Here is a 20,854-nt window from a genome sequence, read left to right as displayed (position 1 = left end):
TGTCCCGGTGCATGGGCGTTGGCGTGGAAAGCGAAGCGACCCGCCAACCCCTGTCTGCCGGACTGTATATAGTCGCCACGCCCATTGGCAATCTCGGCGACATCACCTTGCGCGCGATCGACATCCTCGCTCGTTGCGACGGAGTGGCGTGCGAGGACACGCGTGTGACCGGCAAGCTCATGAAGCATCTCGGGCTGTCCAAGCCGCTATGGCGTTACGACGATCATTCGGGAGAACGCGACAGGGCGCGCCTGGTAGAAAGCATGGCCACGCGCGCGGTGGCGCTGGTGAGCGATGCGGGAACGCCGCTGGTTTCCGACCCCGGCTTCCGTCTGGTGACGGCAGCGCGCGAGGCGGCGGTTCCGATCACCACGATACCCGGAGCATGCGCGGCGATCGCGGGTCTGACGCTTTCCGGCCTGCCCAACGACCGCTTCCTGTTCGCCGGTTTCCTGCCGGTAAAGGACAAGGCGAAAGGCGATGTGCTCTCTGGTCTAGCGGCGATCAATGCGACGCTGGTGTTCTACGAGACCGGACCACGCCTGACGAAGAGCCTCTCAGCTATTGAACGGACATTGCCCGGCCGGGCCGTCTCGGTGGCTCGCGAGCTGACCAAGCTGCACGAGGAATGCCGTACAGGGTCGGCGGAAGAACTGATCGCACATTACGAGGCGCATCCCCCCAAGGGCGAAATTGTACTGCTGGTCGGACCGCCGGGCGAGAGCGAACCGGGGGATTTCGACATAGATGCCCTGCTGCGTGATGCGCTCGAAACCGAAAAGCCTTCTCAGGCCGCGGCGCAGGTGGCGAAGGCCACCGGGCAGGATCGTAAGGCGCTCTATGCCCGCGCGCTGGAACTGCGCCGATGAAGCGCCAGCGCGCGGAAAGTGCCGGTCGCGAAGGGGAGCGGCAGGCGGCGCTGTACCTCCAGCTGAAAGGCTGGCGCATTCTCGACCGCCGCCGCAAGACCCCGCTGGGCGAGATCGACCTGGTGGCGCGACGGGGGAATCTCGTCGCTTTCATAGAGGTCAAATGGCGTCGCAAAGCGAGCGACCTCGACACCGCGATAGACGAATTCCGCCTGCGCCGTGTCGCGGCCGCCGTCGGAGCGGTCGCCCATGAATATGCAACGCAGGGCGAGGATATCCGTATCGATGTCCTGCTGATGGCGCCGCGCAGCATGCCGCGCCATATCGTCAACGCCTGGATGCCCTGAATTGACCGGAGAAAACACATGCCGCTGAACGCCGCCTTCCAGATGGACCCCATGGAAAGCATCAAGATCGCAGGCGATTCCAGCTTCGCGCTGATGCTGTCGGCGCAGGCGCGCGGGCATCGCGTGTGGCATTATGACGTTGCGACACTGGCCTACGAAGACGGGCGCATCACTGCGCATGCTGCGCCGGTGACGGTGCAACGGGTCGAGGGCGATCATTTCACCATGGGGGAGCGGCGGCGGATCGATCTCGGCAGCGAGATCGACGTGGTGCTGATGCGGCAGGACCCACCGTTTCACCTCGGCTACATCACCGCCGCATTTCTGCTCGATCGGCTTAAGGGCACCACCCTGGTGGTGAACGATCCGCGCGAGGTGGTGAACGCGCCGGAAAAGATGTTCGTACTCGACTACGCGCGCTTCATGCCCCCGACGCTGATCGCGCGGCATGCCGACGATGTGCGCGCCTTCCAGGAGAAGCATGGTTCGGTGGTGGTGAAGCCGCTGCACGGAAACGGCGGCAAGGCGATCTTCCGCCTGGGCGAGGACCGGATGAACACCTCCGCCCTATTCGAGGTTTTCAACCAGACTTGGCCCGAACCCCACATGGTCCAGCCTTTCCTCCCTTCCGTAAGCGAAGGCGACAAGCGCATCGTGCTGATCGACGGCGAATTCGCGGGCGCAATCAACCGCTTGCCGGGCGAGGGCGAGTTCCGCTCCAACCTTGCGCAAGGGGGTCGTGCCGAGGCGGCGACGTTGACCGCGCGGGAGGAAGAAATCTGCGCGGCAATGGGGCCGGAGCTCAAGCGCCGGGGACTGGTCTTCGTCGGGATCGACGTGATCGGCGGCGAATGGCTGACCGAGATCAACGTCACCAGCCCCACCGGAATCGTCGCGATCGACAGGTTCAACGGCACCGATAGCGGCGCGGCGATCTGGGACGCGATCGAGGCGCGCCACGCCGCGATGTAGCGAATGCGCGAACCTTCGCCGCCCTCGCGCATTGAGGGGGGCATGGATTCGGTCATCGTCGATATCGTCCAGCAACTCGGCCTTGCCGGGATTGCGATCCTGATGGCGCTCGAAAATATCTTTCCGCCGATGCCATCGGAAGCGATCATGGGCGCGGCGGGCCTCGCCGTTCACCATGGTCGCATGAGCCTGTGGGCGGTGGTCGTCGCCGGGACTATTGGCACCCTGGTCGGCAATTACTTCTGGTTTTGGATCGGCGACAAATGGGGCTACGAGCGCCTCGGCCCGTTCATCGATCGCTGGGGACGATGGCTGACGATGGAGTGGGAGGACGTCGAGAACGCCAGCCGCTTCTTCCGCAAGCATGGCCACTGGGTCGTGTTCCTGTTGCGCACCACACCGATCATGCGGACGATGATTAGCCTGCCCGCCGGCCTTGCCCATATGAACTGGATCAAGTTCAGCATCTTCACCGCGGCCGGCGCCGCCCTCTGGAACATACTGTTGGTGGTCGGCACGGGATGGCTCGTGAGCGCTTTCCCCGGCGGAACCTCGATCTTCGCGGGTGTGCTCATCGCGATCGCCGCGATATCGATCCTCGCCTATATCTGGCGGCTCATCACATGGAAGCCGCGTAGCCGGCGCGACTAGTCCTCGCGCTCGCGCGGATGCGCCGCGCGATAGGTATCGAGCATCGTCGCGGCATCCACCTTGGTGTAGATCTGCGTCGAACCTAGGCTGGCATGGCCGAGCAATTCCTGGAGGCTGCGAAGGTCGGTCCCGTTGCCCAGCAAATGCGTCGCGAAGCTATGGCGCAGGGCATGGGGCGTTGCGCTTGCCGGAAGCCCCAGGGAGCGGCGCGCGCGAGCGGTGGCCTTCTGGATGAGCCCTGGCGATAGCGGCCCGCCCTTCGCTCCGCGGAACAGCGGTTCGGCAGGCCCCAGCGGCCACGGGCAGGTGGCGGTATAGCGCGCGACGGCTTCGGCCACCTGCGGCAGTATCGGCACCACTCGCTGCTTGCCGCCCTTGCCGGTGACTTGCAGCCGGTCGCCGAGCGGCGCATCCCGCCCGGCAAGCGACAGCGCCTCCGCGATGCGCAGGCCAGCCCCGTAAAGCAGGTACAGCACCGCCCGGTCACGCGCGCCGATCCAGCCTTCCACCGCGTCGCTCTCGACCCGTTCGGCGAGGTTCACCGCATCGTCCGGTGTGACAGGGCGGGGAAGGCCCTTCTTCGTTCGCGGACCGCGCAATCGGGGCGGGGCGGGCTCGACCTCTCCCGCTTCGCGGCGGGCAAACGCAATGAACCCTTTCAGCGCCGACAGCTCACGCGCGGCGGAGGCGTTTGACAAACCCTCCGCCCGGCGGGTCGCCATATGGCGACGCAAGGCCGCGTGGTCGATGGCGGCCACTTGCGGCCAGTCGTCGTGGGACTGCGCAAGCAACAACCGCCGTGCCGCGGCCTCGTAAGCGCGAACCGTGTGAGGCGAACGCCGCCGATCCTGCGCGAGATAGGCGCTCCACTGCGCCAGCAGCGCGGCTTCGCTCACGACGTCACCAGCCCATCGTCCACCAGCTCTCCGAGCAGGGCATCGAGCAGTGGCATACCCGCCGGGGTTATAGCGATGCGCGCCCCCTCTGTGCGCACGAAGCCGAGATCGGTGTAGAGCGCGAGCCGGTCGATACGCAGCAGCCGATCGGGTTCGAGGCCGAAGCGGCGACCCAGTTCGACCCGGTCGATCCCCTCGCGCAGCCGCAGGCCCATCAGCAGCGCTTCGCTCGCCTGTTCGCGAACCGAAAGCTCGCGTGTTTCGGCGATACCCGAGCCATCGGAGTCGATCGCCGCCAGCCAGTTCTCCGGCTTGCGGTGCCGCGTGGTGGCCTGCCCGCCGCGGCGCCCGTGTGCGCCCGGCCCGATCCCGACATAGTCGCGATAGCGCCAATAGGTCAGGTTGTGCGCGCTTTCCTGACCCGATGTCGCATGATTGCTGATCTCGTATGCCGGCAAGCCTGCGCTTTCGGTCAGTTCGCGGGTCACCGCGAACAGATCGGCCGCCGCGTCGTCGTCCAGCGGAGCGAAATCGCCGCGCCGCACGTCTGTCGCGAAACGCGTGCCGGGTTCTATGGTGAGCTGGTAAAGTGACAAATGGCGGGTGGCGAAGGATAGACCGTGCCGCAGCTCCCGCTCCCATTCCTCTGGCGACTGGTTCGGTCGGGCGTAAATCAAATCGAACGTCACCCGGTCGAAGATCGACTGCGCTGCCTCCAGCGCGGCGGTCGCCTCGCCCACCGAATGCTCGCGACCGAGGAACCGCAGCGCTTCGGGCTCGAAACTCTGGACGCCGAGGGAGACGCGATTGACCCCGGCGGCGGCGAAGTCCCGAAACCGCGCCGCCTCGAACGAAGTCGGGTTCGCCTCGCAGGTGATCTCGATATCGGGTGCGAAACCCCACAGCCGCTCCGCCTCTTCCAACAGTCCGGCGACGGTGCGCGCTTCCATCAGCGAAGGCGTGCCGCCACCGAAGAAGATTGAGGTCAGCGTTTCGTTGCCGGCCAACGCCGCCTCGGCCTGCATGTCGGCCTTCATTGCGGTGAGCCACCGCGCCTGGTCCACATCCTGCCGGACATGGCTATTGAAGTCGCAATAGGGGCACTTCTTCAGGCAGAAGGGCCAGTGAATGTAGAGAGCGCGGGCCACGCGGGCGATCCTAGCTGTCGAATTGCTCCGCGACCAGCTTGGCGAAGGCATCGGCGCGGTGGCTTATCGCATGTTTCTCGTCCGGATCGATCTCGGCAAAGGTCATGTCGCGACCTTCGGGGACGAAGACGGGGTCGTAGCCGAAGCCCATTTCGCCGCGCGGTGGCCAAGTCAGCGAACCTGGGCAAGTGCCTTCGTATACCACGTGCTCGCCGTCTGGCCATGCAATGGCGAGGACACAGTGGAAGGCCGCGCTGCGATCGATATCCGGGCCGCGCTCGCGGAGCATTCCCTCGACCTTGCCCATCGCCATGTACCAGTCCCGGCCCGGTTCGCCTTCGAACCACTGCCGCTCGGCCCAGTCGGCAGTATACACACCGGGACGGCCATCGAGCGCCGCCACCGAGAGGCCACTGTCGTCGGCGAGCGAGACGATCCCCGATCCTTCCGCCGCAGCGCGCGCCTTGAGAAGCGCGTTCTCCATGAAGGTGGTGCCCGTCTCCGCCGGCTCGGGCAGTCCCAGCGAGCCTACACTCAAGCATTCGATGCCATAGGGAGCGAGGAGAGCCGAAATCTCTTTCAGCTTCCCCGCATTGTGCGTCGCGATGACGAGCTTGCCCGAGCCGATACGTTGTGTCACCGGACGGCCGCGTCCTGTGCCTTGAAGATCTCGTCGCACCCGGTGCGGGCGAGGCGTAACAGCCGCAGGAGGCCTTCCTCGTCATAGGTCGCGCCCTCTGCGGTGGCCTGAACCTCCGCGATCTGCCCACCTTCGATCAGCACGAAATTGGCGTCCGCATCGGCGCTGGAATCCTCGTCGTAATCGAGGTCGAGCACCGGCGTGCCCTTGTAGATGCCGCAGGAAACCGCCGCGATCCTGGCCGAGATCGGATCGTTCACGATCAGGCCCTGCTTCATCAGCCCGTTCACCGCGAGCCGCAGGGCGACCCAGGCACCGGAGATCGAGGCGGTGCGGGTGCCGCCATCGGCCTGGATCACGTCGCAATCGAGGGTGATCTGCCGCTCGCCGAGCTTCTTCATGTCCACCACGGCACGCAAGGAGCGACCGATCAGCCGCTGGATTTCCTGGGTGCGCCCTCCTTGCTTGCCGCGCGCCGCCTCGCGTTGACCGCGGGTGTGGGTCGCACGCGGCAGCATCGAGTACTCGCCGGTGACCCAGCCTTCGCCCTTGCCGCGCAGCCATGGCGGAATGCGTTCTTCGATGCTCGCAGTGCACAGCACCTTCGTGTCGCCGAAGGAAATCAGGCACGACCCCTCTGCATGCTTGGTGTAGCCGGTTTCGATGGTGATGGGGCGCATCTCGTCGGGCGCACGGCCGGAAGGTCGCATTGGGTAATCTCCTGTTCTCTCGCACGCGCGCTAGAGGAGATTGGGGGGGCGCGGCAAGCGCAGGCGGTTCTAAATTTGCGTGTAGCCGAACGCGCGCTAGATGATGGGGCATGGCTTCACCCCCGATCAGCGAAATGACAGAGCGGATGCGTGCGATCTTCCGCCTCGTGGTGGAGGGCTATCTCGACAGCGGTCAGCCGGTCGGGTCGAAGACCTTGGCGAGGGCGGGGCGCTCGACCTATCGCCCGCCTCGATCCGCTCCGTGCTGGCCGATCTCGAAAGCCTAGGCCTGCTCGCCGCGCCGCACACCAGCGCGGGCCGGATGCCGACGGATAGCGGGCTGCGCCTGTTCGTCGACGGGATGATGCAGGTGGCCGAACCGACGGCCGAAGAACGCCGGGCGGTGAAGGAGCGGCTGGGCGAGGGCGGGCCGATCGAGGAAGCGCTGGAGCGCACAAGTGCTCTCCTTTCCGACATTTCGGGCGCTGCGGGTATGGTCATGGTGCCTACCCGGGAGCAGCGCCTGTCGCAATTCAGCCTGGTCGATCTCGGGCAGGGCCGCGCGCTGGCGGTGGTGGTGGCCGAGGATGGCGGGATCGAGAACCGTGTAGTGGAACTGGGGGCGGGGCTTTCGCCGACCGCGCTGGAGCAGGCGGCTAATTATATCAGCGCACGCCTTTCGGGACGTACTCTCGCCGAAGCGTCCGCCGCGATGCGCGCCGAACTGGCATCGGGTCGCACCGAACTGGACGAGGCGAGCCGCAACCTCGTGCAACGGGGCCTGGCCATGTGGAGCGAGGACGCGGCGCAGCGCCCGGTGCTGATCGTGCGCGGGCAATCGAAACTGCTCGACGAGGCTGCGCTGACCGATCTCGACCGGGTGCGATCGCTTCTGGACGACCTCGAGAACAAGCAGTCTGTCGCCGATTTGCTGGAACGTGCCCGCGATGCCGAGGCGGCGCGCATATTCATCGGAAGCGAGAACCGGCTGTTCGCGCTTTCCGGCTCTTCAGTGGTCGCTTCTCCCTATCGCGATCGCGAGGGAAGGGTGGTCGGCGTGCTGGGCGTGATAGGGCCGACGCGGTTGAATTACGCGCGTGTCGTTCCCATGGTGGATTTCACCGCCCGATCCCTGGGCAAACTCTTCGGATAGAAACAGAAAGAAAAGCGCGAAACGATGAGCGATAGCGATACGGCGAAGAACGAGAAGCAGGTCGATCCCGAGGTGGAGAAGGAACTGAAGGGCGTGCCGAAAAGCATGCTGGATGATGGCGATGACGAGACGGCGGAAGCGGGAGCGGGCGATCTGTCCGACGCGCTGGCTGCCTTGAAGAACGACCTCGACGCGTCGAAGCAGGAAGTCCTGTATGCTCGCGCGGAAACGCAAAACGTGCGCCGCCGGCTGGAGAAGGATGTCGCCGATGCGCGCGCCTACGCCGCCACTGGATTTGCCCGCGACATCCTGTCGGTGTCGGACAACCTCGCCCGTGCGGTCGACTCGATCCCCGAGGAACTGCGCGAGGACGACAAGTTCAAGGGTCTGGTCGCCGGGATCGAAGCGACCCGGCGCGAGCTCGATAAGGTTTTCGGCCAGCATGGTGTCACGCGGATTGCGGCCATGGGCCTACCGCTCGACCCCAATCTCCATCAGGCCATGCTGGAGATTCCGTCGGACGATGCGGAACCCGGCACGGTCGTGCAGGAAATGCAGGCTGGCTACACCATCCGCGACCGTCTGCTCCGCCCTGCGCTGGTCGGTGTGGCTAAGAAACCGGGCTGATCGCCGCACGGGCGGGAACGTTTCTCCTCAGACATCGCTGAGATGCGCAGGTGGATAAGACATGAGGAGCATACAAATGAAATCCCGACTTCTAATCGCGCCGGTCGCCCTTCTTTCCGCGGTTTCGCTGAGCGCTTGCGCCGAAAACTATGCGGCGGAAGGTGCGGCGGGCGGCGGCGCGCTGGGTGCGGCCGTGGCGGCGGTGACGGGCGGCGATATCGTCAAATATGCGCTCGCGGGCGCGGCAGCAGGCGGGCTGGCCGGGTATTTTGTCGACAAGAACGATGGCTGCGACGGTTACGACCGCAACGGTTATCTCGATGACGATTGCTTCGGCACGCGCGGCTATCCGGCCGATCCGCGCCGCTGATCGGAATCTGCGACTATCGGGGAAGGGCCGTCTCGAAAGAGGCGGCCCTTTCTGCGTTCGAGCTCAGGCGATCACGTACAATATCAGGTAACGCGCGATCAGCGCCACCAGCAGCACTGCTTGCGCGCTACGACGGCGCAGGATCATCGCGGCGCACATCAATCCCACGAACAGGGCCGTCATGGAAACGCTGACGGGCGTAATCAGGTTGGCGCGGATGGTGGGGATGCTGAGCAGGTAGATCCACTGCGCGACCACGAGCGCTAGGAGAATGCCGAAAATCAGCCGACTGACACGGAAATAATGCGTATCGAGTTGCGCAAAGCGTGCCGGGTCGCTCGGAAAGACCATGCGCGCTGCGAGGTAATAGGCGCTGGCGAACAGCACCACCGCCAACAGCGCATGGGTCGACACCTCGATATGATCGCGCGCGACCCAGGCGAAGGCCCAGAACGACATGAGGTCGAGCAAGACGAACACTGCCAGCAGCGGTGTGAGCCAACCGATCGAGAAACCCGCTTCCTCACCCGCGGCATCGCGCGAGAATTCGTATTCCAGCGCGCGCCCCAGTCCGCCGAGCAGTTCCACCAGCGACAGCCCGAGCAGCAGGGAATAAAGCGCGAAGATAAACTCGAAATCGGTCATCCGCTCGCTCCCTTGAACCGAACAAGCACATCATAGGCCGCGGCGCTCTCCACCCCCGCCAGTTTCATTCCGCGGCGCAGCCAGAAGGCGTGCTTCACGATCTCCGCCTGCTGCTCGATACCATAGCGCTCCAGCGCCCAGCCGGGCTTGAGTGCGTAATCGTACCGGCACCACGGGTGGCGATGCAGCGGCAGGTACCAGCTGCCGTGCTGTTGGCTCTGCCACACATGCGTCATCTCGTGAATGAAGAGGCCCTGCGAACGCCAGTCGGCGGCGGCGAAGTCGTCGCAATAGACGTGCCCGCGCGGGTGGAAATGCAGGTGCCCGCGCGGGGCCATGATGATCTCACGCGGCTGGAAGGGGAACCACTTCCGCCGCCGTATGGTGACCGGGCGGTAATCGATCGCATCGCCGAAAATCGTGCGGGCGAGCGCGATTTCTCCCTCGGTGAGGGATCGCTCCCCGCCCACGGGGCAGGCGGGCGCATCGCTCGATACCCCCGCCACGCCGCCATCTCCGGTCAATCCTAGCGATCCTCGCCCGCGGCCTGGATCGTCACGGGTACCACCTCTTCCTTTCCGCCGGAGAAGTGCAGCGTCATGTCGGTCGATCCGCCCGCCTTGAGTTCGGGCGACGGGTTCATCGCCATGACGTGGAGGCCGCCGGGCTCGAACTTCACCGTCTCCCCCTTGTTCAGGGTCATGCGGCTCGCCTCGACCATTTGCTCCTGCTCGTTCCACATGCCGTATTTATGGATGACCGCGCTTTCGGCACCCTTCACCGACGCGCGACTGAGCGCGAGCGGTCGGTCGCTGTCATAGGACAGGTCGAAATAGATCGCGGCCGGATTGCCGGCCACCGGCGCGAGTACCATGCGAGCATTGCTGACCGTGACGCCGGGGACTCCGGCTTCCTCGGTCGGCGCATCGCCCCCGCAGGCGGCCAGGGTCGGAACGGCCAGAACCAGTGCGGCGGCGGCGAAAATCTGTCTGCTCATATCGGATATATCCTCCTCGTCCTGGGCCGGATTTCTAGCGATCCTCTTCCCTTGTGCCAAGCGCAAGCGCACCTATATCGCCGTGGTCAATCGAGCTGCCGAGTGCCTTTTGCCGCTAGCGGGAAAGCGAATGTGCAGCGTCCAAACAACTGAAACAGGATAGGGAAATAATGGCGAAAGTAATCGGTATCGACCTCGGCACGACGAACTCCTGCGTCGCCGTCATGGATGGGGGCAAGCCCAAGGTCATCGAGAATTCGGAAGGCGCGCGCACGACGCCGTCGATCACCGCATTCACCAAGGATGGCGAGCGCCTCATCGGCCAGCCGGCGAAGCGCCAGGCAGTCACCAATCCCGACAACACGCTGTTCGCGATCAAGCGATTGATCGGGCGCCGTTACGACGATCCGCTGACTCAGAAGGATCAGAAGCTGGTCCCCTATGACATCGTCAAGGGCAAGAACGGAGATGCCTGGGTCGAAGCGGGTGGCGAGGAATACTCCCCCAGCCAGATTTCGGCCTTCATCCTGCAAAAGATGAAGGAAACCGCCGAGAGCTATCTCGGTGAGACCGTGGCGCAGGCCGTGATTACCGTTCCCGCGTACTTCAACGACGCGCAGCGCCAGGCGACCAAGGACGCCGGCCAGATCGCGGGTCTCGAAGTTCTGCGCATCATCAACGAGCCGACCGCGGCCGCGCTCGCCTATGGCCTCGATAAGGACGACGGCAAGACCATCGCGGTCTACGACCTCGGCGGCGGTACCTTCGACATCTCCGTGCTGGAAATCGGCGACGGCGTGTTCGAGGTGAAGTCGACCAATGGCGACACCTTCCTGGGCGGCGAGGATTTCGACAGCGCGATCGTCGAATATCTCGCGGACGAGTTCAAGAAGAAGGAGAACATGGATCTCCGGACCGACAAGCTCGCGCTGCAGCGCCTGAAGGAAGCGGCCGAGAAGGCGAAGATCGAGCTTTCCAGCGCCGCGCAGACCGAAGTCAACCTGCCCTTCATCACCGCTCGCATGGAAGGTGGGTCGAGCACCCCGCTGCACCTGGTCGAGACGATCACGCGCTCCAAGCTGGAGCAGCTGGTCGGTGACCTCATCAAGCGCACGCTCGAACCCTGTAAGAAGGCACTGGCCGATGCCGGTGTCGACAAGGGCGGCATCGACGAGGTGATCCTGGTCGGCGGCATGACCCGCATGCCCAAGGTGCGCGAAGTGGTCGAGGAGTTCTTCGGCAAGAAGCCGCACACCGGCGTCAACCCCGACGAGGTCGTGGCCATGGGCGCGGCGATCCAGGCGGGCGTTCTGCAGGGCGACGTCAAGGACGTGCTGCTGCTCGACGTGACCCCGCTGTCGCTGGGTATCGAGACGCTGGGCGGTGTCTTCACCCGGATGATCGATCGCAACACGACGATCCCGACCAAGAAGAGCCAGACCTACTCGACTGCGGAAGATAACCAGAATGCGGTGACGATCCGCGTCTTCCAGGGCGAGCGCGAGATGGCGGCGGACAACAAGCTGCTGGGCAATTTCGACCTCGTCGGCATTCCCCCCGCCCCGCGCGGCGTGCCGCAGATCGAGGTGACCTTCGACATCGACGCGAACGGCATCGTCAATGTGTCCGCGAAGGACAAGGGCACGGGCAAGGAGCAGACGATCAAGATCCAGGCCTCCGGCGGTCTGTCCGATTCCGACATCGACCAGATGGTGCAGGACGCGGAGAAGTTCGCCGAGGAGGACAAGAAGCGTCGCGCCTCTGCCGAAGCCCGCAACCAGGCAGACAGCCTGGTCCACGCGACGCAGAAGCAGATCGACGAGCATGGCGACAAGATCGACGCGGGGCTGAAGTCCGACGTCGAGGCCAAGATCGCCGAGGTGAAGACCGCGCTCGAAGGTGACGATGCGGAAGCGATCAACGGCAAGGCGCAGGAACTGACCGAAGTCGCGATGAAGATGGGTCAGCAGATCTACGAGCAGGAGCAATCGAACGCTTCCGCCGATGCGCCCAACGACGGTGCCGCGGCGGGCAGCGAGAGCGGTACCGACGAAGATGTCGTCGACGCCGAGTTCTCCGAAGTCGACGACGAAAATAAGGGCTGACAGTTCTGGTGAGAACCATCGCCGCCACCGGTGCCCGCTGCCTGAAAAGGTAGGGCATCGGTGGCGGTCAGGTTTTTGACGGACGGGAAGGCACCATGTCGGCAACCGAATACGATTTCTACGAATTGCTGGGCGTCACGCGCGATGCGGACGGCGGCACGATCAAATCCGCCTATCGCAAGATGGCGATGAAGTATCATCCGGACCGCAATCCGGGAGATGCCGAGGCGGAGGCGCAGTTCAAGGCGTGCAGCGCAGCCTACGAGGTACTGAAGGACCCGCAGAAGCGCGCCGCTTACGACCAGTATGGCCATGCAGCCTTCCAGCAGGGCGGACCCGGTGGCGGCTTCGGCGGCGGTCGCGCCGGCGCAGACTTCGCCGATATCGGCGACATTTTCGAAACCATCTTCGGCAGCGCGTTCGGAGGTGGCGGTGGGCGGCAGCAGCCGCGCCGCGGTGCGGACCTGCGCTACGATATGGAAATTACGCTCGAAGAGGCGTTCCACGGGAAGGATACGCAGATCGAGATCGAGGTGTCGCAGACCTGCGAGACCTGTGACGGATCGGGTGCGGCACCGGGCACCGGCACGCGTGGCTGCAATCTGTGCAAGGGTTTCGGCAAGGTGCGCGCGCAGCAGGGGCTGTTCGTGGTCGAGCGGCCCTGTCCCAATTGCAACGGTCGCGGCGAAGTGCTTGAGGAACCTTGCCACGACTGCCGGGGCGAGGGCCGTGTGGATCGCGAGCAGGCTATCACGGTCGAGGTCCCGCCGGGCGTCGATACCGGCACGCGCATCCGCTTGTCCGGCAAGGGCGAGGCCGGGCCTCGCGGCGCGCCGCCTGGCGACCTCTACATCTTCATTCACGTCCGTGCGCACGGAGTATTCCAGCGCGAGGGTACGAACCTCCTCGCTCGCGTTCCGGTCAGTTTCACCACGGCGGCCCTTGGCGGAACGGTGACGATTCCCGATCTGGACGGATCGACCAACGAGATTTCCATTCCCGCCGGCATTCAATCGGGTCGCCAGCTGCGCAAGCGCGGAGCGGGCATGCCGGTTCTGCAAGGGCGTGGGCGGGGCGATCTGGTAGCGGAGATCGTCGTGGAGACTCCGACCAAGCTCACCCGCGAGCAGAAGGATATATTGCAGCAGTTCGCGGAGACCGAGACCGGCGAGGAATGCCCGGAAACGCGTGGCTTCTTCGACAAGCTGAAGGGCGCCTTCGGCGCCTGACGCGCGCTAGGCCGGGCCGAGGCGTGCCTCGATCTCGGCTTCGATCGTGGAAATCAGCCGTGGATTGGCTCTCAGACGACCGCGTTCCTCGTCCAGGATGGCAAGGAAAGCGCGGCGTTTCCACGCTTTGCTATCCACCTTCACCTTGTCGGTCTCCATCGTCGACAACACGATGTCGATTAGCCGCTCCGCCCCGTGCAGACGACCCCAGAGGTAGTCGTTCTCCCGATAGGCCCGGCTGAAGAATGCACCGAAATTGTAGAATTCGATGCCACGGAGCGTCGAACGGGTTCCGCCCGGCCTGATCGAGCGCGCGTCGTCCGGGCTGATCCGGTCGACCTTTACCGGATTGAGCTCGCGCTGCCCGTCGCCCCCGATCAGGGTCAGCGTGGCGACGTCGTAGAAAGGGAATCCAAGGTAGGTCAGCAGCGTCCGACGGCGCAGATTGGTCGGCATCGCCTGCAACGCCTCGGCCAGCAGCGCCTCAGCCTGTTCGTCCACCGAGGGCAGCAGATGGCGCTGCTCCAGGCGTTCCAGCACAGCCCCCGGCTCCGTGAATACGGCCTGGGCCAATGCCGGGAAATCCTCGCCCAGATGGGCGGTGCCCTCGCGGTCGAAATAGAGCGCGAGGATGTCGTAAACGCGCTCCCGCGCATGGTCGAGCGCGGCATCGTCGATCTCGGGATCGGCTTCCCATTCGCGCGACAGGCGCCGCGCGATCGTGCGCAGGCGCCGCACGCGGAAATCAAGGTCGTGCTGGCGGAAGAATGCGATTGCGGCATCGTTGGCACCGCCACCCGGCGCGGCCAGCGTATCGAGACCCCGGGCCTGTAGCGCAATGCGAAGCCGCGCGCCCACCAGCACCGGATCGAGTGCATCGGCCCCGTCCGCCGCATCGCAGATCAGCCGCGCCAGCCGCTCTACGATCCCATCGAACTTCGCTTGGGCATAGGCCTGAAAAGCATAGCCCGCCCGCTCCGCCGCCGCCTGTTGCGCGCGATTTCGCCAGTTCCGCAGGCGGCGCGGATTGGGGTTATCGAGGAACAGCGTACGCCCGAACAATCGCTCGATCGCCGCCTCAACTTCCGGACGCAGGCCGCGCGTGATCCGGGCGAGGCGCTCCGCCTCGCGCGATTGCTCGGCCAGAGCCTCCAGATTGTCGCGGATAGGCTGCTCGCGCGGAATGGTAGACAGCGAGCCGAAAATCGCACCGAAGAAGCCCACCGGCTTCGTGTGATCGTCGCGCAGCGAACCGACCCGGTCGGGGCGCGGATCGATATAGACGAAGCGGCGATCCACCTCCCGGTGGGCCGGGCGGCCGCGCTGCGCCTCGATCGCGCCCTCGAACGGGCGATTGACCAGCACCGAGCCATCGATCAGCGACACGCTTTCGGCCACCCCGGCCGCAGAATGCGTCGGCATGATCCTAAGCAGGAACGCGTCGCGCCCTTGCCACGCAGCCCCTTCCGATTTCGCCAACGCGTCGATCTCCGGGACGCGCAGAGGGGGGAAGGCGCCGGGAAAGCTGGAGGTGGCGCGCGCTGCGAAGGTGAGTTCGAGCGGATCGGCGAAGGCCATCCCTGGAATCGCGGGCGTATCCGCGGTGAAGGAAATTGGCAGACGATGCTCGCTTTCCTGAACCACCGGCGGGCTGTTGAGCCGCAACTCGGCGAGATAGCCGCGAAAATCCGTCGTCGTCACATAGAGGTCGAGCGGATGGCCGGGCGGGAGGAGGGGCGGGCCCGCGTCTGCCTGCGCCATGGCTTGCAATGCATCCCAGATCAGCCGCGACATGCCCGCGCCTGAGAAAGGCGGCGCGAACCAGCGACCGCGGATCAGGCGCGAGACCTTCTCGCGCACTTCGGACCGGGTTTCCGGCGCGACGCTTTCCGACACCGCATTGCCGGGACGGCGCAGGACGTATTCCGCCAGCGGCTGCGCCCAGAACTTGGCGAAGCGCCAGCCGGGGCGTGCCTCTTCCGCGAACAGCCGGTCCACGTCGGCCGATTCGAGCCAGAGTTCGGTCAGTGGGTCGAGCGAATATCCGGCGAAGATCGCCTGGGACAGAAACACGGCATTGATGCCGCCCGCACTCGCGCCGCTCAGGATGTCGGGCAGGATGCGCAGGCGCAGGCCGCTCTGTTCCTCGCAATGGCGGATCAGGTCGCGATAGACCCCCGTAATGCCACCGCCCGCGTCAGCACCCGAATGATGGTCGCGGCTCGCCTGCGCGAGATGCCAGACCTCCTTGGTGACGCCGTGCATGTAAACGGCGAGGCTGACCCCGCCATAGCACACGAGCGCAATGCGAAGTTCCTTTTGCCGCATGCATACGATGATGGCGGCAGAAAGCGCCCTTTGCAATTGCGTTCCCGAATTGTTCTCGATAGAGGGCGCAAATGGCGAAGCCGAAGAAGCGTTATGTCTGCCAGGCCTGCGGGGCCGTATCGCACCGGTGGCAGGGTCAGTGCGGCGATTGCGCCGAATGGAACACGCTGGTCGAGGATGTGCCCGCGACCGTTTTCTCGCAGAAACACGATTTGTCGAGCGGCGGGCGGGCCTTCGCGCTGGAGGCGCTCGACGCGCCGGGCGAGGCGCTGCAACGCCGCCCGACCGGTATCGCCGAATTCGACCGCGCGCTGGGCGGCGGCCTCGTCCCCGGGTCGGCGATTCTCATGGGTGGTGATCCCGGGATCGGGAAGTCCACGCTGTTGCTGCAAGCGGGTGCAAGTATCGCGCGCGGCGGCGGACAGGTGGTCTATATCAGCGGTGAGGAAGCGGCGGGACAGGTCCGCTTGCGCGCCTCGCGCCTCGGTCTCGCCGATGCGCCGGTCCAGCTCGCGTCCGCGACATCGGTGCGCGATATCCTGACCACGCTTGGTGGGCGGGAGTTTCAGGATCGGCCCCCGGCGCTGCTGGTGATCGATTCGATCCAGACGATGCATTCCGACACCATCGAAGGTGCGCCGGGGACCGTCAGCCAGGTGCGCGGCTGCGCGTTCGAGCTCATCCGCTACGCCAAGGAGAACGGGGTCGCGCTCGTGTTGGTCGGCCATGTCACTAAGGATGGGAGTATCGCCGGCCCTCGTGTGCTCGAGCACATGGTCGATGTGGTGATGAGCTTCGAGGGGGAGCGCAGCCACCAGTTCCGCATCCTGCGCGCGCTCAAGAATCGCTTCGGTGCCGTGGACGAGATCGGCGTGTTCGCGATGGCTGGGCAAGGGCTGGAGGAGGTCGCAAACCCCTCCACGCTGTTCCTGTCGGGCCGGGACGAACCGCTGGCAGGCAGCGCGGTGTTCCCCGCGCTGGAGGGTACGCGGCCGGTGCTGGTAGAAGTGCAGGCATTGATCGTACGTTTGCAATCGGGCGCGACGCCGCGCCGTGCGGTCGTGGGCTGGGATAATGGCCGCCTCGCCATGTTGCTAGCCGTGCTCGAATCGCGCTGCGGCCTGAGCTTCTCCAATGCGGAGGTCTATCTCAACGTCGCGGGTGGCTATCGCCTGACCGACCCCGCCGCCGATCTCGCTGTCGCCGCCGCGCTGGTCTCCGCGCTTGCCGACCGGCCATTGCCCGATCGTTCGGTGTGGTTCGGGGAAGTGTCGCTCGCAGGGGAAATCCGTCCGGTCGCGCGCGGCGCGCCCCGGCTGCGAGAGGCGGCCAAGCTCGGCTTCGATCGCGGTTACGGACCGCGCCCATCCGGTAAATCGGACGAGGACAAGGTGGAGGGACTGCAGCGGATCGCGCTCGACCGGCTCGCCAACCTCGTTGACCGGGTGATGGGCAACGCATAATCGGCGGAATAAATGACCGCTTTCGATATCATCGTTCTCGTGATCGTCGGTTTCGGCGCTGTCGGCGGCTTTGCGCGCGGCTTCGTGCAGGAGGTGCTGTCGCTTCTCGCCTGGGTCGCGGCGATCGTAGCGATCCGCTATTTCCACGAACCGCTGCTTGCCTGGCTCGCTCCGAAATTCGATTCCGAGACGACGGCGGCGGTGGTGGCGTTTCTCCTCTTGCTGGGCGTTTCCTACGGCCTGATGCGCCTGATCGCGACGCGCGCGGGGAAGACCTCTCGCAATTCCATGCTGGGTCCGGTCGATCGCGCCCTCGGCTTCGGCTTCGGCGCGCTGAAGGGGGCGGTTATCGTGATGATCGCCTTCTCCATCGTGGTGCTGGGCTACGATACCATCTGGGGCGAGGAGGGGCGACCGGACTGGATCACACAGGCGCGAACCTATCCTGTCGTCAACGCGGCGACCGACGCGACGGTCACCTACATTCAGGAGAGGCGCACCGCGCAATCCGGCACTACCGATGAGGACGAGGAACCGGCAGCCGAATGAGCGCGGCGAAGCTCTACACCCCGCAAATTCTGGCATTGGCGGTGGAGCTGCACGAGTATCCGCTGACCAACGATCTGCCCTTGCGCGGCGCGGCGCGCTCTCCCGCATGCGGGAGTACGCTGTCGCTGGGGCTCAGGCTGTCCGGCGACGAGATCGCCGCGATCGGCCTGCGGCTGTCGGCGTGCGCCATCGGCCAGGCGTCCGCCGCGATCTTCGCCCGCCATGTGGTCGGCAGGACGCGGGAGCAATTGCTTGGCTCGGCCAGGGCGATGGAAGACTGGCTCACCGAGAACGCAGATCGCCCCGACTGGCCCGACCTTGCGCTGCTCGAGCCCGCGCGGGCCTATCCCGGTCGCCATGGCGCGATGCTCCTGCCGTGGAAGGCCGCGATCGACGCGCTTTCCAATTCCCAGGCCGCTGAGTAAACCGCTTTCCATAAGGGGGAGAGGGACAGCCATGGCCGAGAGCGTCGATACCGCATTGGAGCGAGAGCCAACCGCGAAGGAAATCCGCCTCGTCATTGCCGCATCTTCCGCCGGCACGATCTTCGAATGGTACGACTTCTTTATCTACGGCACGCTCGCCGGGCTGATCGGCGCCGCCTTCTTTCCGGGTGGAAACCCGACATTGCAGTTGCTGCTGGTCTGGGCGGGCTTCGCGATCGGCTTCGGCTTCCGTCCGCTCGGCGCGATTCTGTTCGGCTTTCTCGGCGACCGGTTGGGCCGCAAATATACCTTTCTCGTCACGGTTACGCTGATGGGAATCGCGACCGCTGGCGTCGGGCTCGTCCCCGATGCGACCAGTATCGGGATCGTCGCGCCGATCATCGTGATCGGCCTGCGCATCCTTCAGGGTCTGGCGCTGGGCGGCGAGTATGGCGGCGCGGCGATCTACGTCGCCGAGCATGCTCCGCCGGACAAGCGCGGGTTCTACACCAGCTTCATTCAGGCGAGCGTCGTGGGCGGTTTCGTCCTGTCCATCGCGGTGGTCGTGCTGTGTCGCTGGATTATTCCCGAAGACACCTTCGCCGCGTGGGGCTGGCGGGTTCCGTTCCTGCTGTCCCTGCTGCTGCTCGCCATATCGCTGTGGATGCGCCTCAAACTGTCCGAGAGCCCGGTATTCCAGGCGATGAAGAACGCGGGCGAAACTAGCGGCAATCCCTTCGTCGAAAGCTTCACCTATCCCGGTAACAAGGGGCGCATCTTCGTCGCGCTGTTCGGCGTTGCCGGCACGCTGACGGTGATCTGGTACACCGCCTTCTTTTCCAGCCTGAATTTCCTGCGCGGACCGATGCGGGTGGAAGAAAAGACGGTCGAATACATACTGTTTTGCGCCGGGCTGGCGGCCATGCCGCTCTACGTCATCGTCGGACGCTGGTCCGACCGGATCGGTCGCAAGAAGCCGATCGTCGTCGGGGCTCTGCTGACGTTGGTGCTGGTCTTCCCGATTTTCTGGGGCATGGGACACCTCGCTAATCCTGCGCTGGCCGATGCGGCGGAGCGCTATCCGGTTGTGGTGGCGGGGCGCGATTGCGCGACCGATCCCTTCGCCGAGCTCACCGGGCGCGAGCAGAGTCCGTGCGGCAAGGTGCTCGAGACGCTGACGGCGAGCGGTGTCGCCTATCGCGTGCGCGAGGCACCGACCCTTTCCATGTCGATTGCAGACCAAGCCTTCGCCATTCCCTCGGGTTGGCTGACCGACAGCGACGCGCGCCGCGACGGTTTGCAGGAGATGCTCGGCCGCGCGGGTTTCGACTTCGCACGCCAGCAGCCCGGCGCAGTTGCCCTTGCGGGCATCTTCGCGCTGTTGCTGGCGATGGGCATGCTCTCGGCGCTCACCTACGGATCGGTCGCCGCGCTGCTGACGGAGATGTTCCCGGCCAAGATCCGCTACAGTTCGATGTCGATCCCCTACCACCTCGGCGCAGGCATCCTCGGCGGGTTCCTGCCGCTCATTTCAAGCTACATCGTGGCGCGCACCGGGGATGTCTATTCGGGCCTCTGGTACACCTGGGCCCTCACGGCATTCGGTGCGATCATTGCGATCTGGGGTATTCGCGGCGGCCCGCCGCGGGAGTTCGAGAACACATGACCAACCTGCCCGAGCCTCCTCCGCGTTCCCTCGAACTGCGCATCGATCGCGAGGCGCTGGCCGCCAACTGGCGCGCTCTCGATCGCCTGTCGGGAAAGGCGCGCGCGGGTGCGGCGGCCAAGGCGAATTGCTACGGCCTCGGCGTAGATACGTGCGTGCCGGTGCTGCGCGATGCGGGTGCGCGCAACTTTTTCGTCGCGCACTGGAGCGAGGTTGTCGGCGTGGTCGGGCATGTGCCGCCCGAGCAGGTGAGCGTGCTCCATGGCGCGAACAGCGCGGACGAGGTGGCTTATGCGCAGGCTGTTGGCGCGGTCCCTGTGGTAAACTCGCTGCATCAGGCGCGGCGGTGGACCGAGGGGGGCGGGGGCCCGTGCGATCTGATGGTCGACACGGGAATCAATCGGCTCGGGGTTCCCGTATCCGCGCTGTCCGAGCCAGCGATTGCCGCGCTCGATGTTCGCGTGTTGCTGACCCATCTTTCCAGCGCGGACGAAGACGATCCGGCCAATGCGCGCCAGCTCGCGGCGTTCCGGGAGGCGCGCGGCCGCGTTCGCCATCGCGAGGCGAGCATCGCCAACAGTGCCGGTATCGCGTTGGGGGAGGGCTACCATGCCGACCTCACCAGGCCGGGACTGGCGCTCTATGGCGGCATCCCGCGCGGCGAGCTTTCCGGCACGATCCGGCAAGTCGCCTTTCCCCGCGCCGCGATCATCCAGACCCGCGATATCGGCGCTGGCGACGCGGTCGGCTACAACCGTGAGTTTGTGGCGAAGGCACCCATGCGGGTCGCCACGGTCTCGCTAGGCTATGCCGACGGGTTCCTGCGCGCGCGCGGCGGATCGCACCTTGTCAGCGAGGGTCGCAAGCTGGCGCTGCTCGGCAAGGTGTCGATGGACATGGTGATCGCCGACATTACCGCCGCGCCCGACCTTCGCGCGGGCGAATGGCTCGACGTGCCGTTCGACCTACCCGAAATCTCCGCCCAAAGCGGGCTGTCGCAATATGAATTGCTGACCACGATCGGGACACGCTTCCGCCGCTGATGCGGCTCATGTTGCACTGCA

The 20,854-nt window shown here is 65.3% G+C and carries 21 protein-coding genes and 1 pseudogene; 14 read left to right on the top strand and 8 right to left on the bottom strand.

Annotated features, from left to right (window positions below):
- Nucleotides 1-23 precede the first annotated feature (23 nt).
- The 4 genes from rsmI to F7D01_RS14920 are packed head-to-tail and all read left to right on the top strand — an operon-like array spanning nt 24 to nt 2,839.
- Nucleotides 24-869, top strand: coding sequence for a 16S rRNA (cytidine(1402)-2'-O)-methyltransferase (gene rsmI, locus F7D01_RS14935; protein WP_251566942.1), 846 nt, complete (start codon nt 24-26; stop codon nt 867-869).
- A complete protein-coding gene (locus F7D01_RS14930; protein WP_215228222.1) occupies nt 866-1,216 on the top strand; it encodes a YraN family protein in 351 nt (116 codons plus the stop codon). The genes rsmI and F7D01_RS14930 overlap by 4 nt, the downstream gene beginning before the upstream one ends.
- An 18-nt stretch (nt 1,217-1,234) precedes the next feature.
- A complete protein-coding gene (gene gshB / locus F7D01_RS14925) occupies nt 1,235-2,188 on the top strand; it encodes a glutathione synthase (protein WP_215228221.1) in 954 nt (317 codons plus the stop codon).
- Nucleotides 2,189-2,230: 42 nt separating this feature from the next.
- A complete protein-coding gene (locus tag F7D01_RS14920; RefSeq protein WP_215228220.1) occupies nt 2,231-2,839 on the top strand; it encodes a DedA family protein in 609 nt (202 codons plus the stop codon).
- On the opposite strand, the gene F7D01_RS14915 is transcribed toward F7D01_RS14920, so the two are convergent.
- Genes F7D01_RS14915 through rph form a run of 4 tightly spaced genes read right to left on the bottom strand, consistent with a single transcriptional unit; the run spans nt 2,836 to nt 6,233 of the window.
- Nucleotides 2,836-3,735 carry a tyrosine recombinase XerC gene (locus F7D01_RS14915; protein WP_215228219.1) on the bottom strand — a complete coding sequence of 300 codons (900 nt, stop codon included), beginning with the start codon at nt 3,733-3,735 and terminating at the stop codon, nt 2,836-2,838. The genes F7D01_RS14920 and F7D01_RS14915 overlap by 4 nt on opposite strands.
- Complete coding sequence (gene hemW / locus F7D01_RS14910; protein ID WP_215228218.1) at nt 3,732-4,883, bottom strand: radical SAM family heme chaperone HemW; 1,152 nt, start codon at nt 4,881-4,883, stop codon at nt 3,732-3,734. Before hemW ends, F7D01_RS14915 begins: the two co-directional genes overlap by 4 nt.
- Before the next feature lie 10 nt (nt 4,884-4,893).
- Nucleotides 4,894-5,523 carry an RdgB/HAM1 family non-canonical purine NTP pyrophosphatase gene (gene rdgB, locus F7D01_RS14905; RefSeq protein ID WP_215228217.1) on the bottom strand — a complete coding sequence of 210 codons (630 nt, stop codon included), beginning with the start codon at nt 5,521-5,523 and terminating at the stop codon, nt 4,894-4,896.
- Nucleotides 5,520-6,233, bottom strand: coding sequence for a ribonuclease PH (gene rph / locus F7D01_RS14900; protein WP_215228216.1), 714 nt, complete (start codon nt 6,231-6,233; stop codon nt 5,520-5,522). Before rph ends, rdgB begins: the two co-directional genes overlap by 4 nt.
- A 110-nt stretch (nt 6,234-6,343) precedes the next feature.
- Between rph and hrcA the strand changes: the two are divergent.
- The 3 genes and pseudogenes from hrcA to F7D01_RS14885 all read left to right on the top strand — a co-directional run bounded on the left by hrcA (nt 6,344) and on the right by F7D01_RS14885 (nt 8,383).
- A pseudogene (gene hrcA / locus F7D01_RS14895) lies at nt 6,344-7,386 on the top strand (heat-inducible transcriptional repressor HrcA).
- Between the two features lie 24 nt (nt 7,387-7,410).
- On the top strand, nt 7,411-8,013 hold the full coding sequence (locus F7D01_RS14890; RefSeq protein ID WP_215228215.1) for a nucleotide exchange factor GrpE: 603 nt from the start codon (nt 7,411-7,413) through the stop codon (nt 8,011-8,013).
- A gap of 76 nt (nt 8,014-8,089) precedes the next feature.
- A complete protein-coding gene (locus tag F7D01_RS14885; protein WP_241553820.1) occupies nt 8,090-8,383 on the top strand; it encodes a glycine zipper domain-containing protein in 294 nt (97 codons plus the stop codon).
- Between the two features lie 63 nt (nt 8,384-8,446).
- On the opposite strand, the gene F7D01_RS14880 is transcribed toward F7D01_RS14885, so the two are convergent.
- From F7D01_RS14880 to F7D01_RS14870, 3 genes are read right to left on the bottom strand one after another with little or no spacing between them, the layout of a single operon-like run.
- Complete coding sequence (locus F7D01_RS14880) at nt 8,447-9,028, bottom strand: hypothetical protein (RefSeq protein WP_215228213.1); 582 nt, start codon at nt 9,026-9,028, stop codon at nt 8,447-8,449.
- Nucleotides 9,025-9,498 (bottom strand): vgr related protein, encoded by a 474-nt coding sequence (locus F7D01_RS14875; protein WP_215229847.1) that lies wholly within the window; start codon nt 9,496-9,498, stop codon nt 9,025-9,027. Before F7D01_RS14875 ends, F7D01_RS14880 begins: the two co-directional genes overlap by 4 nt.
- Nucleotides 9,499-9,554: 56 nt before the next feature.
- Nucleotides 9,555-10,025, bottom strand: coding sequence for a copper chaperone PCu(A)C (locus tag F7D01_RS14870; protein WP_215228212.1), 471 nt, complete (start codon nt 10,023-10,025; stop codon nt 9,555-9,557).
- A gap of 170 nt (nt 10,026-10,195) precedes the next feature.
- Between F7D01_RS14870 and dnaK the strand changes: the two genes are divergently transcribed.
- Nucleotides 10,196-12,130, top strand: coding sequence for a molecular chaperone DnaK (dnaK, locus tag F7D01_RS14865; protein ID WP_215228211.1), 1,935 nt, complete (start codon nt 10,196-10,198; stop codon nt 12,128-12,130).
- 95 nt (nt 12,131-12,225) lie between these two features.
- Nucleotides 12,226-13,359 (top strand): molecular chaperone DnaJ, encoded by a 1,134-nt coding sequence (gene dnaJ, locus F7D01_RS14860; protein WP_215228210.1) that lies wholly within the window; start codon nt 12,226-12,228, stop codon nt 13,357-13,359.
- A gap of 6 nt (nt 13,360-13,365) precedes the next feature.
- Here the strand turns inward: dnaJ and F7D01_RS14855 are convergent, their stop codons facing one another.
- Complete coding sequence (locus tag F7D01_RS14855) at nt 13,366-15,687, bottom strand: patatin-like protein (RefSeq protein ID WP_215228209.1); 2,322 nt, start codon at nt 15,685-15,687, stop codon at nt 13,366-13,368.
- A gap of 71 nt (nt 15,688-15,758) precedes the next feature.
- Here F7D01_RS14855 and radA point away from each other — a divergent pair, with 71 nt between their 5' ends.
- Genes radA through F7D01_RS14830 form a run of 5 tightly spaced genes read left to right on the top strand, consistent with a single transcriptional unit; the run spans nt 15,759 to nt 20,833 of the window.
- A complete protein-coding gene (gene radA / locus F7D01_RS14850; protein ID WP_215228208.1) occupies nt 15,759-17,150 on the top strand; it encodes a DNA repair protein RadA in 1,392 nt (463 codons plus the stop codon).
- Nucleotides 17,151-17,162: 12 nt separating this feature from the next.
- Nucleotides 17,163-17,699: a CvpA family protein gene (locus F7D01_RS14845; protein WP_215228207.1), complete on the top strand. Its 537-nt coding sequence runs from the start codon at nt 17,163-17,165 to the stop codon at nt 17,697-17,699.
- Nucleotides 17,696-18,124: an iron-sulfur cluster assembly scaffold protein gene (locus F7D01_RS14840; protein WP_215228206.1), complete on the top strand. Its 429-nt coding sequence runs from the start codon at nt 17,696-17,698 to the stop codon at nt 18,122-18,124. The genes F7D01_RS14845 and F7D01_RS14840 overlap by 4 nt, the downstream gene beginning before the upstream one ends.
- A gap of 31 nt (nt 18,125-18,155) precedes the next feature.
- Nucleotides 18,156-19,790 (top strand): MFS transporter, encoded by a 1,635-nt coding sequence (locus F7D01_RS14835; protein WP_215228205.1) that lies wholly within the window; start codon nt 18,156-18,158, stop codon nt 19,788-19,790.
- Nucleotides 19,787-20,833, top strand: a complete 1,047-nt coding sequence (locus F7D01_RS14830) for an alanine racemase (RefSeq protein ID WP_215228204.1) — start codon at nt 19,787-19,789, stop codon at nt 20,831-20,833. The genes F7D01_RS14835 and F7D01_RS14830 overlap by 4 nt, the downstream gene beginning before the upstream one ends.
- The last annotated feature ends 21 nt before the right edge of the window (nt 20,834-20,854 follow it).

This window comes from Erythrobacter sp. 3-20A1M (assembly GCF_018636735.1).
In the GTDB taxonomy this organism is placed as follows: Bacteria; Pseudomonadota; Alphaproteobacteria; order Sphingomonadales; family Sphingomonadaceae; genus Alteriqipengyuania.
Note: the sequence above shows the minus strand (reverse complement) of the source record. Positions and strands in the feature narration are given on the sequence as shown.

What these genes read in the sequence shown, in the direction of transcription:
- F7D01_RS14930 (WP_215228222.1), top strand. Translation starts at nt 866, where the DNA reads ATGAAGCGCCAGCGCGCGGAAAGTGCCGGTCGCGAAGGGGAGCGGCAG.
- gshB (WP_215228221.1), top strand. Translation starts at nt 1,235, where the DNA reads ATGCCGCTGAACGCCGCCTTCCAGATGGACCCCATGGAAAGCATCAAG.
- F7D01_RS14920 (WP_215228220.1), top strand. Translation starts at nt 2,231, where the DNA reads ATGGATTCGGTCATCGTCGATATCGTCCAGCAACTCGGCCTTGCCGGG.
- rph (WP_215228216.1), bottom strand. Translation starts at nt 6,233, where the DNA reads ATGCGACCTTCCGGCCGTGCGCCCGACGAGATGCGCCCCATCACCATC.
- F7D01_RS14890 (WP_215228215.1), top strand. Translation starts at nt 7,411, where the DNA reads ATGAGCGATAGCGATACGGCGAAGAACGAGAAGCAGGTCGATCCCGAG.
- F7D01_RS14885 (WP_241553820.1), top strand. Translation starts at nt 8,090, where the DNA reads ATGAAATCCCGACTTCTAATCGCGCCGGTCGCCCTTCTTTCCGCGGTT.
- F7D01_RS14880 (WP_215228213.1), bottom strand. Translation starts at nt 9,028, where the DNA reads ATGACCGATTTCGAGTTTATCTTCGCGCTTTATTCCCTGCTGCTCGGG.
- F7D01_RS14870 (WP_215228212.1), bottom strand. Translation starts at nt 10,025, where the DNA reads ATGAGCAGACAGATTTTCGCCGCCGCCGCACTGGTTCTGGCCGTTCCG.
- dnaK (WP_215228211.1), top strand. Translation starts at nt 10,196, where the DNA reads ATGGCGAAAGTAATCGGTATCGACCTCGGCACGACGAACTCCTGCGTC.
- dnaJ (WP_215228210.1), top strand. Translation starts at nt 12,226, where the DNA reads ATGTCGGCAACCGAATACGATTTCTACGAATTGCTGGGCGTCACGCGC.
- F7D01_RS14855 (WP_215228209.1), bottom strand. Translation starts at nt 15,687, where the DNA reads ATGCGGCAAAAGGAACTTCGCATTGCGCTCGTGTGCTATGGCGGGGTC.
- radA (WP_215228208.1), top strand. Translation starts at nt 15,759, where the DNA reads ATGGCGAAGCCGAAGAAGCGTTATGTCTGCCAGGCCTGCGGGGCCGTA.
- F7D01_RS14845 (WP_215228207.1), top strand. Translation starts at nt 17,163, where the DNA reads ATGACCGCTTTCGATATCATCGTTCTCGTGATCGTCGGTTTCGGCGCT.
- F7D01_RS14840 (WP_215228206.1), top strand. Translation starts at nt 17,696, where the DNA reads ATGAGCGCGGCGAAGCTCTACACCCCGCAAATTCTGGCATTGGCGGTG.
- F7D01_RS14835 (WP_215228205.1), top strand. Translation starts at nt 18,156, where the DNA reads ATGGCCGAGAGCGTCGATACCGCATTGGAGCGAGAGCCAACCGCGAAG.
- F7D01_RS14830 (WP_215228204.1), top strand. Translation starts at nt 19,787, where the DNA reads ATGACCAACCTGCCCGAGCCTCCTCCGCGTTCCCTCGAACTGCGCATC.